The sequence below is a fragment of the Mesorhizobium sp. M1006 genome (assembly GCF_040318825.1).
GTDB lineage: Bacteria > Pseudomonadota > Alphaproteobacteria > Rhizobiales > Rhizobiaceae > Mesorhizobium.
Window position 1 is genome coordinate 100,409 of sequence record NZ_JAMYMZ010000016.1, and the last position, 15,101, is coordinate 115,509.

The 15,101-nt window shown below is 62.1% G+C and carries 11 protein-coding genes; 5 read left to right on the forward strand and 6 right to left on the reverse strand.

Annotated elements, in window-relative coordinates; genetic code table 11:
- Nucleotides 1–20 precede the first annotated feature (20 nt).
- Nucleotides 21–785: an arginyltransferase gene (locus tag NKH60_RS17585; protein WP_352472035.1), complete on the forward strand. Its 765-nt coding sequence runs from the start codon at nucleotides 21–23 to the stop codon at nucleotides 783–785.
- A gap of 122 nt (nucleotides 786–907) precedes the next feature.
- Nucleotides 908–1,801, forward strand: coding sequence for a DMT family transporter (locus tag NKH60_RS17590; RefSeq protein ID WP_352833374.1), 894 nt, complete (start codon nucleotides 908–910; stop codon nucleotides 1,799–1,801).
- Here the strand turns inward: NKH60_RS17590 and NKH60_RS17595 are convergent.
- Together NKH60_RS17595 and parC are read right to left on the reverse strand one after the other, a co-directional pair.
- Nucleotides 1,789–3,009, reverse strand: a complete 1,221-nt coding sequence (locus tag NKH60_RS17595; protein WP_352472037.1) for an AI-2E family transporter — start codon at nucleotides 3,007–3,009, stop codon at nucleotides 1,789–1,791. The genes NKH60_RS17590 and NKH60_RS17595 overlap by 13 nt on opposite strands.
- Nucleotides 3,010–3,257: 248 nt before the next feature.
- Entirely contained in the window at nucleotides 3,258–5,510 is a 2,253-nt protein-coding gene (gene parC / locus NKH60_RS17600; RefSeq protein ID WP_352836422.1) for a DNA topoisomerase IV subunit A, read from the reverse strand.
- 372 nt (nucleotides 5,511–5,882) lie between these two features.
- Between parC and NKH60_RS17605 the strand changes: the two genes are divergently transcribed.
- Nucleotides 5,883–7,097 (forward strand): aq_1923 C-terminal domain, encoded by a 1,215-nt coding sequence (locus tag NKH60_RS17605; protein WP_352836425.1) that lies wholly within the window; start codon nucleotides 5,883–5,885, stop codon nucleotides 7,095–7,097.
- A gap of 79 nt (nucleotides 7,098–7,176) precedes the next feature.
- Here the strand turns inward: NKH60_RS17605 and aspS are convergent, their stop codons facing one another.
- From aspS to NKH60_RS17625, 4 genes are all read right to left on the reverse strand, one after another.
- Nucleotides 7,177–8,967, reverse strand: coding sequence for an aspartate--tRNA ligase (aspS, locus tag NKH60_RS17610; protein ID WP_352820089.1), 1,791 nt, complete (start codon nucleotides 8,965–8,967; stop codon nucleotides 7,177–7,179).
- Nucleotides 8,968–9,160: 193 nt separating this feature from the next.
- Entirely contained in the window at nucleotides 9,161–9,985 is an 825-nt protein-coding gene (locus tag NKH60_RS17615; RefSeq protein ID WP_352472041.1) for a carbohydrate ABC transporter permease, read from the reverse strand.
- A gap of 36 nt (nucleotides 9,986–10,021) precedes the next feature.
- Nucleotides 10,022–10,894 (reverse strand): carbohydrate ABC transporter permease, encoded by an 873-nt coding sequence (locus NKH60_RS17620; protein ID WP_352472057.1) that lies wholly within the window; start codon nucleotides 10,892–10,894, stop codon nucleotides 10,022–10,024.
- A gap of 68 nt (nucleotides 10,895–10,962) precedes the next feature.
- A complete protein-coding gene (locus NKH60_RS17625; protein WP_352836428.1) occupies nucleotides 10,963–12,231 on the reverse strand; it encodes an ABC transporter substrate-binding protein in 1,269 nt (422 codons plus the stop codon).
- Between the two features lie 390 nt (nucleotides 12,232–12,621).
- Between NKH60_RS17625 and NKH60_RS17630 the strand changes: the two genes are divergently transcribed.
- Both NKH60_RS17630 and rnd read left to right on the forward strand, forming a co-directional pair.
- Complete coding sequence (locus NKH60_RS17630; protein WP_023674455.1) at nucleotides 12,622–13,869, forward strand: MFS transporter; 1,248 nt, start codon at nucleotides 12,622–12,624, stop codon at nucleotides 13,867–13,869.
- Nucleotides 13,870–13,942: 73 nt separating this feature from the next.
- On the forward strand, nucleotides 13,943–15,100 hold the full coding sequence (gene rnd / locus NKH60_RS17635; protein ID WP_352501493.1) for a ribonuclease D: 1,158 nt from the start codon (nucleotides 13,943–13,945) through the stop codon (nucleotides 15,098–15,100).
- The last annotated feature ends 1 nt before the right edge of the window (nucleotide 15,101 follow it).

Sequence of the window (15,101 nt, forward strand, 5' to 3'; positions counted from 1 at the left end):
AGGAGTATTTCCAAGGCTCGATGACGCAGCACCCGACCCAGTCGCCGCAGTTCTTTCTGACCGCGCCCTCGCCATGTCCCTATCTCGAGGGCCAGTTCGAGCGCAAGGTGTTCACACACTTGGTCGGCGACAAGGCCCCCGAGATGAACGATCTGTTGACGCAGGGCGGTTTCAGGCGCTCGCAGAACATCGCCTACAGGCCGGCCTGCGAGACCTGCCGCGCCTGTGTGTCCGTGCGCATCCTGGCGCAGGAATTCACCGCCAGCCGCAACATGAAACGGGTCATACAGCATAATTCGGATCTGGTCGGCGCCATGCACGACGCCGAACCCTCCACCGAACAGTATTCGCTGTTCCGCAGCTATCTCGACGTCCGCCACCGCCGTGGCGGCATGTCTGACATGACCGTGCTCGACTACGCCATGATGGTCGAGGATACCCATGTCGACACCAAGGTCATCGAATACCGTCGCCGCGGACCTGACAGCTTCATTACCGGCAAGGGCCAGGGCGAACTGATCGCCGTGGCGCTTACCGACAAGATGGCCGATGGCCTGTCGATGGTCTATTCCTACTTCAACCCGGACTTCGAGGACCGTTCGCTCGGCACCTTCATGATCCTCGATCACATCGCCCGCGCCAGGGCGATGGGCCTGCCCCATGTCTACCTGGGTTACTGGGTCAACGGCTCGCGCAAGATGAATTATAAGATGCGCTTCCAGCCGCAGGAGCATCTCGGCCCGAAAGGCTGGGAACGCTACAATCACGAAGCGGTTTCGCGCTGATCTTCGCTTTCGGTATTCACTCTTAAATTGTTTCGAGGAGGATGCCGCTGGGCTTCCGGCCGATCGGCTGGGAAACCGGGCGGGTCAATTTTGCGCCTCCAAGCCTACGCGAGAATTGCCGCATGTCTTCCCACAACGACCAGAGAGGCCTTCTGATCACCGCCATCGGCGGGCTGACGCTGACCGTCGACATTCCGCTGATCCGGCTCGCCGACGGCGAGGCGTGGACGATCCTGCTGTTGCGCACCGGCACGACCTTCGTCGCCACGCTTATCATCTGGGCCGCCTGGCGATCGCTGAGCGCAAAGGCACCGCAGCTTGTACCGGGCTGGTCAGGGCTCATCGTTGCCGGCCTCTACGGGCTCGGCTCGATCGCCTTCATCACCGGTGTCTACAATACCTCGACAGCCAACCTCGTTTTCATCCTGGCGTTCACAACCATGTTCGCGGCCCTTTTGTCATGGCTGTTCCTGAAGGAGAGGCCACGGCCCCTGACGCTTGCAGCGCTGGCACTTATGATCGTCGGCGTGACGATCATTGTCGGCGATTCCGTTGGAACCGGACATCTCTTCGGCGACCTGATGGCGCTATGCTCGGCTTTCATGATCGCCGCGGCCATCACCATCTCGCGCGCCAGCGGCAAGGATATGGGTTTCACGGCGCTGATCGGAGTGGTCCTGCCGCTGGCCGTCGCCACCCTGATGGTTTCCAAGGTGGGTTTTCACGTCAACGCGCCATGGTGGATCGTCTTCAACGGTGCCGTCATCATGCCGATCTCGTTCTTCTGCCTCGCCAACGGCCCGAAATACATCTCCGGGCCGGAGGTGGCGATGTTCTACCTGCTTGAAACCGTGCTGGCGCCGGTCTGGGTGTGGATGATCTTCGCCGAAACACCGACGCGCAACAGCCTGATCGGCGGCGCGATCCTCATCATGACCTTGATCGGCCATTCGCTCTGGCAGTTGCACGACGGGCGCAAGCGCCGCGCCACGTTCGCCGTCAGTCACCCGGCCTGATTCTTTTTCGCGGCGGCGCGTTCGGCAACAATTTCAATCTGCGGCGGTGCATCTTCCTGCTCCGCCGGTTCGGCGGCAGCGAGTTCATCGGTCAGTTCCACCTCGCGCAGCCATTCGCGCCAGATTGCGACCAGCAGGGCCATCAGCACCGGGCCGATGAACAGGCCGAGAAAACCCATTGTCTTGACGCCGCCGATCAGGCCGAAAAAGGTTGGCAGGAAGGGCAGCTTTATCGGCCCGCCGACCAGCTTCGGGCGCAATGTCTTGTCGACGATGAAGAGTTCGACCGCGCCCCAGACGAACAGCGCCAGCCCCGCCATCGGCGAGCCGCTGGCGGCGAGATAGATCGAGACCAGCGTGAACGACAGCGGCGCGCCGCCGGGGATAAGCGCCATGATGCCGGTCAGCGCGCCGAGCGTCACCGGCGACGGTACGCCGGCCAACCAGTAAGCGATGCCCAGCACCAGTCCTTCGCCGATGGCGATAACGGTCATACCGGTAACCGTCGACGAGATCGTCGCCGGCACCACGCGTGAGATCCGTTCCCATCGGGCCGGCAGGATGCGTTCGCCGAGGCGATCGACCTGCCCGGCGAAATGCTCGCCGTCGCGATAGGCAAAGAACAATGCGATCATCATGAACAGCAGCGTCAGCAAAAGTCCGAAGGCGCTGCCGCCGGCGGCAAGCGCGCCGCGATAGATGCTGCCGATATTGGCGCCGCTGATCAGCTGGATCAGTTCGCCGATACCGCCTGGATGGCCAACGTTGACCGTCCACTGTTCATTGAGCCATTCGCCTACTACAGGCAGCGTGGCGATCCAGTGCGGCGTCGGCGCGCCGTAGCGGTTGGTCTCGATAGCCCAGCCGACCCATTCGCGCACCTCGTTGATGGCGTAGGTGCCGGCAAGCGCGATCGGCACCACCAGGAAGGTCAGGATGAACAGGATCGCAAGCGTAGCGGCAATCGTGCGGTTGCCGCCGACGCCGGCGAGCAGCCGCCGATAGAGCGGCCAACTGGCGAAAGCGATAACCAGGGCGGCAAGGACCGGGAAAAGGAACCCGTGGAAGAAATAGACGCCAGCGGCGACGATCAGCACCAGGAGCCAGCGCGCTGCCGACAGCGGCGGAATGACAGCGGCCCTGAGCGGCGTCGACAGGCCAAACAGGCGCTGCTGCCGCTCCGGCTTCTGGATCCTGACTTCCTTCAAGCGCCCAATTCTCCCTAGCCCATCGCATCGCTTATGCACTGATATAGTGCAGCAATCGTGACGACATTCCAAATGTTCGGGTGGCGCTGCTAATCTCCCCCCTTGAGGGGGAGATGTCGCCGAAGGCGACAGAGGGGTCGGGACGTCCTGACGCGACCTTACCACGAACAAAGCAGGCTGGCGCTTCATGCGCGGGGACCCCCTCTGGCCTGCCGGCCATCTCCCCCTCGAGGGGGGAGATTACCGCTTCACCCGAACTTGCCAGTCCTCGGGAAACCCTTCGGCACCATGCGGCCGGCCGAGGCGCGGGCGCCGATCCATTCGGCAAGCTCGTCACGCGATTTGGTGAAGGTGCGGTCTGCCGAATCCTGCCAGGACAGGCCGCTTGCCAGCGTGAAGGTCTTGAGGTCGAGGACACCGCCATCCTTGTATTTCTGCAGGCGCACGCCCTTGCCGCGTCCCATCTCGGGGATCTCGGCCAGCGGGAACACCAGCATCTTGCGGTTCTCGCCGACAATGGCGAGATGGTCGCCGGCGACGCTCACACAGCGCTGGGCTTCGTCGGGCGCCTTGACGTTCATCACCTGCTTGCCCTTGCGGGTGTTGGCGACGACTTCTTCTTCCGGCACGATGAAACCGTTGCCGTCATGCGACACCAGCAGCAGCTTGCGCTTGGGATCATGGACGAAAGCGGTGACGATATCCTGGTCGTTGTCCATGTCGACGATGATGCGGATCGGCTCGCCGTGGCCACGCCCACCCGGCAGCCGGTCGGCGCCGATCGTGTAGAACTTGCCGCCGGTGGTGAAGACCAGCACCTTGTCGGTCGTCTGGGCGTGGAAGGCGAGCTTGAGGCTGTCGCCTTCCTTGAAGGTCAGGGCCGAATGGTCGGTCAGATGACCTTTCATGGCCCTCAGCCAGCCCTTTTCCGAAACCACCACGGTGACCGGCTCGCGCTCGATCATGGCGTGGGCGATATCGGTCAGGTCATGCTCGGGTGCGTCGGCGAACTCGGTGCGGCGCTTGCCGATCTCGGTGTCGGGCCCGTATTTCTGGCGAACATTGGCGACTTCCCACTTGATCGTCGCCCACTGCTTGGCGTCGGACGCAAGCAGTGCCTCGATCTGCTTCTTCTCGCCGGTCAGGCCATTGAATTCCTCGCTGATTTCGAATTCCTCGAGCTTGCGCAGCGCTCTCAGCCGCATGTTGAGGATGGCTTCAGCCTGGGTGTCGGTCAGTGACCAGCGCGCCATCATCACCTGCTTGGGCTCGTCCTCCTCGCGGATGATCCTGATCACCTCGTCGATGTTGAGGTAGGCGATCAAATAGCCGGCGAGGATCTCCAGCCGCCTTTCGATCTCGCCGAGGCGGTGCTTGGAGCGGCGGATCAGGACGTCGCGGCGGTGCTCCAGCCATTCCTTGAGCACACCTTTCAGCGACAGCACGTTCGGCACCTTGCCGCGCGACAACACGTTCATGTTGAGCGGAAAGCGGCTTTCGAGCTCGGTCAGCTTGAACAGCGATTCCATCATGATGCCGGGATCGACCGAGCGGCTCTTCGGCACCAGCACGACGCGGATGTCCTCGGCGCTCTCGTCGCGGATGTCCTCGAGCAGCGGCAGCTTACGCGCCATCAAGAGCTCGGCGATCTTTTCGATCAGCCTGGCCTTCTGGACGCCATAGGGGATTTCGGTGACGACTATGTTCCAGGTGCCCCTGCCCTGGTCCTCCTGGCTCCATTTCGCCCTGACGCGAAAGCCGCCGCGACCCGTTTCGTAGGCTTCGAGGATCGAGGCTCGGCTGTCGACGATGATGCCGCCGGTCGGGAAATCCGGACCTTGCACGAAATCCATCAGCTTGGTGACGGGCGCATCCGGATGATCGATCAGGTGAAGCGCGGCGTCGCAAAGCTCGGCCGCATTGTGCGGCGGGATCGAGGTCGCCATGCCGACGGCGATGCCGGACGAGCCGTTGGCGAGCAGGTTCGGGAAGGCGCCGGGCAGCACGGCCGGCTCCTCGTCTTCCTCGTTGTAGGTCGGGCGGAAATCGACGGCGTCCTCGGTGATGCCTTCCAGCAGCAGCGTCGACACTTCGGTCATGCGCGCTTCGGTGTAGCGCATGGCGGCGGCGTTATCGCCGTCGATATTGCCGAAATTGCCCTGCCCGTCGACCAGCGGGTAGCGCATCGAAAAATCCTGCGCCAACCGCACCAACGCGTCGTAGATCGACTGGTCGCCATGCGGATGGAATTTGCCCATCACCTCGCCGACGATGCGGGCGCATTTGGCAAAACCCTGGTCGGGGTTGAGCCGCAACAGGCGCATGGCATGCATGATGCGACGATGCACCGGCTTCAATCCGTCGCGCACGTCCGGCAGCGCCCGGTGCATGATGGTCGACAGCGCGTAGGCGAGATAGCGCTCTTCCAGCGCCTTCTTCAGATCGACCGGCTCAATATTGTCGCCGCCGCCACTCTCGGGCGGCAAAAGCCTTTTTCCCATGGGCTGGCACTAGCCGAGCGGGTGATTCGCGGCAAGAGGCACACCGGTATGCGTGCTCCTAAAGCGCATCGCGTTCGACCGGCCCCATGCGACGCTTTAGGTCCTTGTTTTGATGCATGTCGTTATCGCAAAACCGTTGCACATTTTTGCGCGACACCCATTATGCAACAGGAATTGGAAGCGTCGCGACGCCGGCCAACATCAATCCGTTACATCCTGCTTCTATCGCAAGGCTGATGGATCGGGTTTGCCTTTGGCCGCGATTTTCGACCATTGTGCCGAGGCCCGCCTTTTTCCGGTCCAGTTCGTCACCGAATGGTGACGACGCGACGATTTGAAAAGAATTTCAGGACACTCTCAGGGGAGCTCTCGATGACGATCAGACACTCGACACTTATTAAAAGACACTCGACACTTGTTAAGAGACTGGCTTTTTCGACCTTTTTGCTGACGCTGCCGCTAAATGCGGCATTCGCGCAGGATACCGCGGTCGCCGACCGGCTGAAGGCTGCCCTCGCCGCGCAGGGTGTCGACCTCTCCTGGACCGGAGTAACCGGCGACACCTCCAGCATGATTCTGCAAGGCGTAGCGGTCAAACCGGCGGCCGAAAAGGAGGCGCTCAAGATCGGCGACGTCAAGCTCGAAGGTGTGACCGAAGCCAATGGCGGCTATCAAATCGCGACCGTATCGACGTCGCCGTTCGAACACAGCGAAGATGGCGTCACGCTCAATCTCAGCCCCTTCGTCATCCACGACATGACGGTTCCGGCCGAAGGCGCAACCGGTCCGCTGGGCTCGCTGATGATGTACAAATCGGCCGAGATCGACAACATGACAGTCAAAGTGGCTGACAAAACTGCTTTCTCGATGGACGGGCTTGCCATCGCAATCACGCCGCCGGCCGACGGCAAGGCCATGGCGTTTTCCGGCACTACGGAAAAATTCGCTGCCGACCTGACCCTGGTCGAAGATCCGAAATCCAAGGAAGTCATCAACGCACTCGGCTACCAGAACATAACAGGCAATCTTGAGATGGAAGGCACCTGGCAGCCTACCGACGGCAGGATGGACTTGTCGAAATACGAAATATCGGTCGACAATGCCGGCACGCTCGGCATGACCTTCGATCTCGGCGGCTACACGCTGGACGTCATCAAATCACTGCAGGAGATGCAGAAGAAGATGGCAGCGCAGCCCGAAGGCGCCGACAATTCGGCGCAAGGCATGGCCATGCTCGGGCTGCTGCAGCAGCTTTCGTTCAACAGCGCCTCGATCCGCTTCGACGACGATTCGCTGACCAAAAAGGTGCTCGATTATGCCGGCAAGCAGCAAGGCATGTCCGGCAAGGACATCGCCAACCAGGCCAAGGCGATCGTGCCCTTCGGCATGGCGCAGCTCAACAATCCGGAACTGACCGCGCAGGTTTCGGCCGCGGTCAACAAGTTCCTCGACGATCCGCAAAGCATCGAGGTCTCGGCCGAGCCGCCGGCAGCGGTGCCGTTCGCGCTGATCATGGCGGGCGCCATGTCCAACCCGCTCGACCTGCCGAAAACGCTCGGCGTGACGGTTACGGCAAACGAAGACTGACCGAGACAGGCTTCAAGCAAAAAGCCCGGCAGCGATGCCGGGCTTTTTTATGAATCAACAGCACCGGTTCGGAGCGTTTCTAAACCTCTTTCTTCGTCGCCACCACGCGCAGCGACAATTCGCGAAGCTGCTGCGGGCTGGCTTCCGACGGCGCGCTCATCAACAGGTCGTAGGCCTGCTGGTTCATCGGGAACATAGTCACTTCGCGCAGGTTCCTGGCGCCGACCAGAAGCATGACGACGCGGTCGATGCCGGCCGCCATGCCGCCATGCGGCGGCGCGCCATACTGGAAGGCGCGATAAAGGCCGCCGAAGCGCTCTTCGACCGTCGCGCGGTCCAGCCCGACGGTTTCGAACGCCTTGACCATGGTTTCGGGCAGATGGTTGCGGATGCCGCCGGAGGCGATCTCGAAACCGTTACAGACCATGTCGTACTGGAACGCCTTGATGCCGAGCAGATCCTCGCCGTTAAGCGCATCGATGCCGCCTTGTGGCATCGAGAAAGGATTGTGCGCGAAGTCGATCTTCTTCTCCTCCTCGTTCCATTCGAAGAACGGGAAGTCGACGATCCAGCACAATTCGAAGCGGTCGCGGTCGACAAGATTGAGCTCCTCGCCGGCGCGGGTGCGCGCCGCTCCTGCGAAGGAGACGAACTTCTTCGGATCACCGGCGACGAAGAAGGCGGCATCGCCATCGGCGAGGCCGAGTTGTTGTCGGATCGCCTCCGTGCGCTCCTCGCCGATGTTCTTGGCCAGCGGCCCGGCGCCTTCGAGCTTCTCGCCCTCCTTGCGCCAGAAGATGTAGCCGAGGCCGGGCTGACCCTCGCCTTGCGCCCATGAGTTCATGCGGTCGCAGAAGGCGCGAGACCCGCCGGTCTTGGCCGGAATGGCCCAGACCTCGGCCTTCGGATCGTTGGCAAGGATGTTGGCAAATACCTTGAAGCCAGAGTCGCGAAAATGATCCGAGACGGCCTGCATCTCGATCGGGTTGCGCAGGTCCGGCTTGTCGGTGCCGTATTTGCGCATGGCGACATCATAGGCGATGCGCGGAAACTTCTCCGTCACCGGCTTGCCGGCGGCAAAGGTCTCGAACACCCCCCGCATCACCGGCTCCATGGTGGTGAACACATCCTCCTGCTCGACGAAGCTCATCTCAACGTCGAGCTGGTAGAATTCACCCGGCAGACGGTCGGCGCGCGGGTCCTCGTCGCGGAAGCACGGCGCAATCTGGAAGTAGCGGTCGAAGCCGGACACCATGATCAGCTGCTTATATATCTGCGGTGCCTGCGGCAGCGCATAGAAAGTGCCGGGGTGGATGCGCGACGGCACCAGAAAGTCGCGCGCCCCTTCCGGCGACGAGGCGGTCAGGATCGGCGTCGAGAATTCGGTGAAGCCGACCTCGCCCATCAGCTTGCGCATCTCGGCGATGATTTTGGTGCGCGCGACGATGTTCTTGTGCAGGGTATCGCGGCGCAGGTCGAGGAAGCGGTATTTGAGGCGGATGTCCTCTGGGTAATCCGGCTCGCCGAAGACCGGCAGGGGCAATTCCCTGGCGGCCGACAGTACCTCGATCTCGCGCGCGAAGACTTCGATCTCGCCGGTTGGCAAATTAGGGTTCACGGTGTCGGCGAGGCGCGCCTTGACCTCGCCGTCGACGCGGACGACCCATTCGCCGCGCAGGGTCTCGGCGATCTTGAAGGCGGGCGAATCCGGATCGGCGACGATCTGGGTCAGGCCGTAATGGTCGCGCAAATCGATGAACAGCAGGCCGCCATGGTCGCGCACGCGATGCACCCAGCCCGACAGGCGAACGGTCGAGCCGACGTCGGCCTTCCTCAACTGGGCACAGGTATGGCTGCGGTAACGATGCATTGTCATTCTTAAAGTCCGGATGTTGGGTTGCGGCCAAGGCATGATGGCCCAGCCTGAAAATTTGCGCGAAAAGCACATGAGAGGGTGCATTTGTCAAGGCAAGCTGCAGCCGGGTCGAGTCCCACCGGCATCAATTTATGCTCGAGGCGTCAATCTGAGTTCGCTGCTCTGTGCCGGCAGTTCAACTATGCACTCACCCCTTCACCCCGCCCGCCGTGAGACCGGAAATGATCTTGCGCTGGAAGATGAGAACGAGGACGACGAGCGGCACGGTGACGATCACCGATGCGGCCATGATGTTGCCCCACGGGATCTCGAACTGCGAGCTGCCGGAGAGCAGAGCGATGGCGACCGGCACGGTTCGCTGCTCGTTGCTGGAGGTAAACGTCAGGGCGAACAGGAACTCGTTCCACGCACCGATGAAGGCGAGAAGCCCGGTGGTCGCCAGCGCCGGCCACATGAGCGGCAGGAAGACGCGGCTGATGATGATCCAGGGCGTGGCGCCATCGAGGATCGCCGCTTCCTCCAGCTCGATCGGCAGGTCGCGAACGAAGGCGGTGAGCACCCAGACGGTGAACGGCAAGGTGAAGATCATGTAGGACAAGATCAGCGCGAACGGCGAATTGTAGAGGCCGAAGATGCGGATCAGCTCGAAAAGCCCGGCAAGCACCGCCAATTGCGGGAACATCGAAACGGACAGGATAGTGAGGAGCAGAGCCGAGCGGCCGCGGAAGCGGATGCGCGCCAGCGCATAGGCGGCGGTGACGCCGAGGAACAGCGAAATGACGACAACGGCGCTCGAGATGAACAGCGAGTTCACGAGGTTGCGCAGGAAGGTCCCCTCGGTGAACACGGTCCTGTAATTGCTGAAGGTAATCGTCTTCGGCCAATAGTCGATCTGGAAGAGCGCCGTCCCCGATTTCAGGCTGGTGATGATGGCGTAGTAGAACGGGAACACCGCGACGACGACGATAACGGCGACGAGGAGGTAGAAAGCCGTGCGCTTGACGATCCACATGGTCAGTTGTCCCCCATGATCAATAGTCCCCCATGATCAATAGTCCTTGTCCAGTCGTATCCGGCCGAGCCAAAGAACGAGCATGGTCAGCAGAGCGAGGATAAGGAAGAGAAGCGTCGAGGCGGCGGAACCGGAAGCGAACTTGTCGAACTCAAACAGGCTCTCGCGGGCAAACACCGACATCGACTTGGTGTGTATGTTGTTTGGCGTAAGCACGTAGATCAGATCGAAGATGCGCAGGGCATCGAGACCGCGAAAGATCATGGCCACCATCAACGCCGGTCGGATGAGCGGCAAAGTGATCTTCCAGAAAATTCTCCACGCGCCGACGCCGTCGAGCTTGGCGACCTCGTAGATTTCTTGTGGAAGCATCTGGAGGCCGGCGAGAATGAGAAGCGCCATGAAGGGGGTCGCCTTCCAGATGTCGACAACAAGGACGGCGACCATCGCCGTGTCGGCGCTGGCCGTCCAGGCGATCTTGGTGCTGATCAGGCCGAGCTTGAGCAGGACGTCGTTGATGATGCCGAACTGGTCGTTGAGCATCCACTGCCACATTTTCGCCGAGACGATCGTCGGGATCGCCCAAGGGATGAGGATCGCGGCGCGCACGATACCGCGGCCGCGAAACCTGGCGTTGAGCACCAGCGCGACGATCATGCCGAGCACCGTCTCGCAGGTCACCGAAATCACCGCGAAGCGCACCGTGTTCCAGACGGCGCGCCACCAGACCGGATCGGCGAGCAGCCCGTCATAGACGACGCGGCCGCTCGGCATTTGCACGACGGAGAAATAGTTGGCGAAGCCAACCCAGCGGCGGGCTTCGAGGTCGGCGAGCGAGGCGTCGGTGAAGCCGAAATAGATCGTGCGCATCAACGGCCAACCGGCAACGGCGGCGAGCACGATGAGCATCGGGGCAAGCAACAGCCATGCCGAGCGCGTACGTTGACGCGCCAGCAGCGAGCCTGAGCGCGGCGAGGTCACCAGGCGGTGCCCTTGAGCCTGGTCAAGGAGAACTCCAGATCGGCAAGGTTGTCGGCGGCTGTGCCCTCGCCGGAAATGGTGTTGTGGACGGCGGTCCAGAACTCGCTCGATGCCTCATTGTACCGGCTCTTGGCTTGGGCCGAGGGACGCGGCACCGCGTTGAGGACGACTTCCTTCCAGCGCGGAATCACCGGCTGGGCGCTGGCGATGTCGGCATCGTCATAGAGTGCCTGGATGGTCGGCAGATATGCCCCCTTCAAGGCGCGGTACTTCTGCATCTGAGGCGAGGCGATCCATTTGACCAGCTCGATCGCTGCATCCGGGTTCTTCGAATATTTGGAAACCGCGAGATTCCAGCCGCCAAGCGTTGCTGCCGGGTGCGCGCCCTCACCAGACCCCGGCGGCAGCGTCGTCACCTCGAACTTGCCTTTGATGGGGGAGCTTTCGCTGTTGCCAAGCGCGTAGGCGTAGGGCCAGTTGCGCATGAAGACGGCGTTGCCGGTCTGCCAGACTCCGCGCGACTCTTCTTCCTGGTAGGCCAGAACGCCGGGCGGTGAGATGGTTCCCACCCAGCTCCTCGCCATTTCCAGCGCCGCAGCTGCTTGCGGATTGTTGATGGAGATGGTGCCGTCCGGCTCGATAATCTGGCCGCCGCCGTTCGACTTCACCCATTCGAGTGCATCGCAGGTCAGCCCCTCATAGGCGTTGCCCTGGAAAACGAAACCCCACATGTCCTTGTTGCCGGCCGCGCGCTCCTTATCCATGACAAGCTTGGCGGTATCGGCAAGTTCAGCCCAGCTGGCCGGGACCCTGGCGCCGTATTTGTCGAGGAGATCCTTGCGGTAGTAGAGCGCCGGAGCGTCGGTGAATATCGGCAAGGCGACGAGCTTGCCGTCCACGGTCTGCGATTTGATGATCGATGGGAAATGGGCGCCAACGACATCCTTGGTCGCTTCGGTCAGGTCGATGAACTGCCTTGCAAGCTGGGGGGCCCAGATGATGTCCGTTTGATAGACGTCGACGTCGCTGCTTCCGGCGGCAAGCCAGAGCCGGTATTGGCCAAACTGGTCCGTCGCCGAGGGGGGCAGCGGAACGACGCTAACCTTGTTGCCGGTCGTCTTCTCGTATTGATCGAGGATCTCGCGAAGGATTCTCTGGCCGTTGCCGGTATCTCCGGACACCATGACGAGGTCGACAGCCCGCGCCGGCCCGGCCGCCAGAACTGCGGCCACGGCAAATGCCGCAAATGCGGAATGAAATTTCATGATGGCGGACCTCCCTTTGGAGCTTCAGGCCGGGCAGCAGAAACGACGTCGATGCCTGACACCATCTCCGCACACCGGCAGCTCACAAGACGCGCATTCGCCCACCAGCACTGAACTACAAAGATACGCCTTGGTTCCCAACACGGAGGGTCCGGCGCCACGCGGTAGCGCAAGTTCCCCCTCGTTAATGCACCTAAAACGTGTCGCGTTCGATCGGCCTCGGCGACGCGCTTTAGGTTCTTGTTTTTATGCATGTCGTTATCGCAAAACCGCTGCACACTTTTGCGCGACATGCGTTAAGGCCCCCGGCTGGCCCCAACGCCACCGGGAATTGCCGCTGGCATTGGCGAAGGCGATGGTTCAAGAAGGATCAACGACAGGCTTTCCTTCATGTCCTCCATCCGCCCGCTGATCCCCCTCCTGATCGCCGCCGGCATCCTGCTCGGCGGCAATGGCCTGCAGAGCACGTTGATTGCGCTGCGTGGTGCGCAGGAAGGTTTTCCCGCTTCCTCGATCGGCCTGATGGGCACGTTCTATTTCGCCGGCTTCCTGCTCGGCTGCCTTGCCGTGACCCGCATCATGAAGTCCGTCGGCCATGTGCGCGCCTTTTCGGCACTCGCGGCGATCGCCTCGGCGGGAACGCTGCTTCTGGTGCTGGTCATCGATCCGGTGATGTGGTGCGCCGTGCGCTTTGCCGGCGGGTTCTGCTTTGCCGGCCTGTTCACCATCATGGAAGCCTGGCTGAATTCCGGCGTCACGAACACCGACCGGGCGCGGGTGCTTGCCATCTACCGGATGGTCGACATCGGCTCGGTGACGGGCGCCCAGTTCCTGATCCCGATCTTCGGCGCCGGCGGCTTTGCCATCTTCGCCATCATGTCGATGATGATCACCGTTTCGCTGGTGCCGGTTTCGCTCGGCGACCGCTCCAATCCGACGCCGCCGGAAGACGTCAAGCTCGATTTGGCGCGCGTCTGGCGGATCTCGCCGCTCGGCTGCTTCGGCTGTATCGCCGTCGGCGTCACAAACAGCGCCTTTCGCACCCTGTCGCCGGTCTATGCCGAGCAGATCGGCATGTCGGTCGCCGACGTCGTCACCTTCGTCAGCGTCGGCATTTTCGGCGGCGCCATCATACAATACCCGCTTGGCTATCTCTCCGACCGCTGGGACCGGCGCTCGGTGCTGCTGATGACGACGTGCTGTGCGATGGTGGCGGCACTGGCGCTGGCATTCGTGGCAGGCGGCAGCCCGTTTCTCAACTTCCTGCTCGTCTTCATCTTCGGCTGCTTCGCCATGCCGCTCTATTCGTTGTCAGCGGCGCATTCCAACGACCGCGCCGACAAGGGCGAGTTCGTGCTGATCAACGCGGCCTTGATGCTGTTTTATTCCTTCGGCGCCATTGGCGGGCCGTTCGCAGCCTCGACGGTGATGCAATTTTTCGGGCCGAGCGCGCTGTTCGTGTTCAGCGCCACCGTCTATGCGATCTTCGTGGCCGTCATCCTTTACCGGATGCAGGCGCGCTCCGCCGTGCCGGCCACCCATCGCAGCCGTTTTACGGCGCTGTTGCGCACTTCGACGGTTTTTGCCCGGCTGGCGAAGCGGAATGCCGATCCCGATGAACCCGCAAAGCCTGGATAGAGGTGCTTGCGCTTGACGAAAGCGCGCGCGGCTGAAATTGAAAGAGACCCTATCCCTTGCCAAAAGCGATTTGATGCACGTCATCACCACCCAGAAAGAACTCGAGACCGCTATTGCCGCTTTCGAAAAGGCGGAATTCGTCACCGTCGATACCGAATTCATTCGCGAAACGACCTTCTGGCCGATCCTGTGCCTGATCCAGATGGCAGCGCCCGGGGTGACCGCGCTGATCGATCCGCTGTCGCCCGACATCGACCTGAAACCGTTCTTCAGGCTGATGTCCAACGAGGCGATCGTCAAAGTCTTCCATGCGGCGCGCCAGGACATCGAAATCATCGTGCATCTCGGCGATCTGGTGCCGCATCCGGTGTTCGACACCCAGGTCGCGGCAATGGTCTGCGGCTTCGGCGACAGCGTCTCCTACGACCAGCTGGTGCAGCGCATCACCGGAGCGCGGCTCGACAAGTCCTCGCGCTTCACCGACTGGCGCCACCGTCCGCTGTCCGAAAAGCAGCTCGACTACGCGCTCGCCGACGTCACCCACCTGATCGAGGTCTACAAGCATCTCAGCGCCGAGCTGGTGCGGGAAAACCGCGCCCACTGGCTGAACGAGGAGATGGACGTGCTGACCTCGCGCGAGACCTACGATCCGCATCCCGAGGATGCCTGGAAGAGGCTCAAGATGCGGCTGCGCAAGCCGCAGGAACTGGCGATCGTGCAGGCGGTGGCCGCCTGGCGCGAACGCGAAGCGCGCGAGCGCGACGTGCCGCGCGGCCGGGTGCTCAAGGACGATGCTATCTACGAAGTGGCGCAGCAGGCGCCGCGCGACGCTGCGGCGCTGAGCAAGCTGCGTACCACGCCGAAGGGCTGGGAGCGCTCGTCGACGGCGACGGCACTGCTTGGCGCGGTAAACGCTGCCCTTGCCCTGCCCAGGGAAGAGATGCCGAAGCTGCCGAAGAGCTTCCAGCCGCCGGAGGGGTCAAGCGCCGCGGCGGAGTTGCTGAAGGTGCTGCTGCGGATCGTTGCCGAAAAGGAGGGCGTCGCATCCAAGGTACTCGCCTCCAGTGACGACATCGACCGCATCGCTGCCGAGGGCGAGGAAGCCGACGTGCCGGCATTGCAAGGCTGGCGGCGCGCCGTCTTCGGCGAGGCCGCGCTCAAGCTTGTGCGCGGTGAACTCGCCATCAGGTTCGACAAGCGCAAGATCGCTGTGTTCGACGTGCAGCCTTGAT

Coding starts and splice junctions, on each gene's coding strand:
- NKH60_RS17585 (WP_352472035.1), top strand. CDS start 21: ATGACGCAGCACCCGACCCAGTCGCCGCAGTTCTTTCTGACCGCGCCC.
- NKH60_RS17590 (WP_352833374.1), top strand. CDS start 908: ATGTCTTCCCACAACGACCAGAGAGGCCTTCTGATCACCGCCATCGGC.
- parC (WP_352836422.1), bottom strand. CDS start 5,510: ATGGGAAAAAGGCTTTTGCCGCCCGAGAGTGGCGGCGGCGACAATATT.
- NKH60_RS17605 (WP_352836425.1), top strand. CDS start 5,883: ATGACGATCAGACACTCGACACTTATTAAAAGACACTCGACACTTGTT.
- aspS (WP_352820089.1), bottom strand. CDS start 8,967: ATGCATCGTTACCGCAGCCATACCTGTGCCCAGTTGAGGAAGGCCGAC.
- NKH60_RS17615 (WP_352472041.1), bottom strand. CDS start 9,985: ATGTGGATCGTCAAGCGCACGGCTTTCTACCTCCTCGTCGCCGTTATC.
- NKH60_RS17620 (WP_352472057.1), bottom strand. CDS start 10,894: ATGCTCATCGTGCTCGCCGCCGTTGCCGGTTGGCCGTTGATGCGCACG.
- NKH60_RS17625 (WP_352836428.1), bottom strand. CDS start 12,231: ATGAAATTTCATTCCGCATTTGCGGCATTTGCCGTGGCCGCAGTTCTG.
- NKH60_RS17630 (WP_023674455.1), top strand. CDS start 12,622: ATGTCCTCCATCCGCCCGCTGATCCCCCTCCTGATCGCCGCCGGCATC.
- rnd (WP_352501493.1), top strand. CDS start 13,943: ATGCACGTCATCACCACCCAGAAAGAACTCGAGACCGCTATTGCCGCT.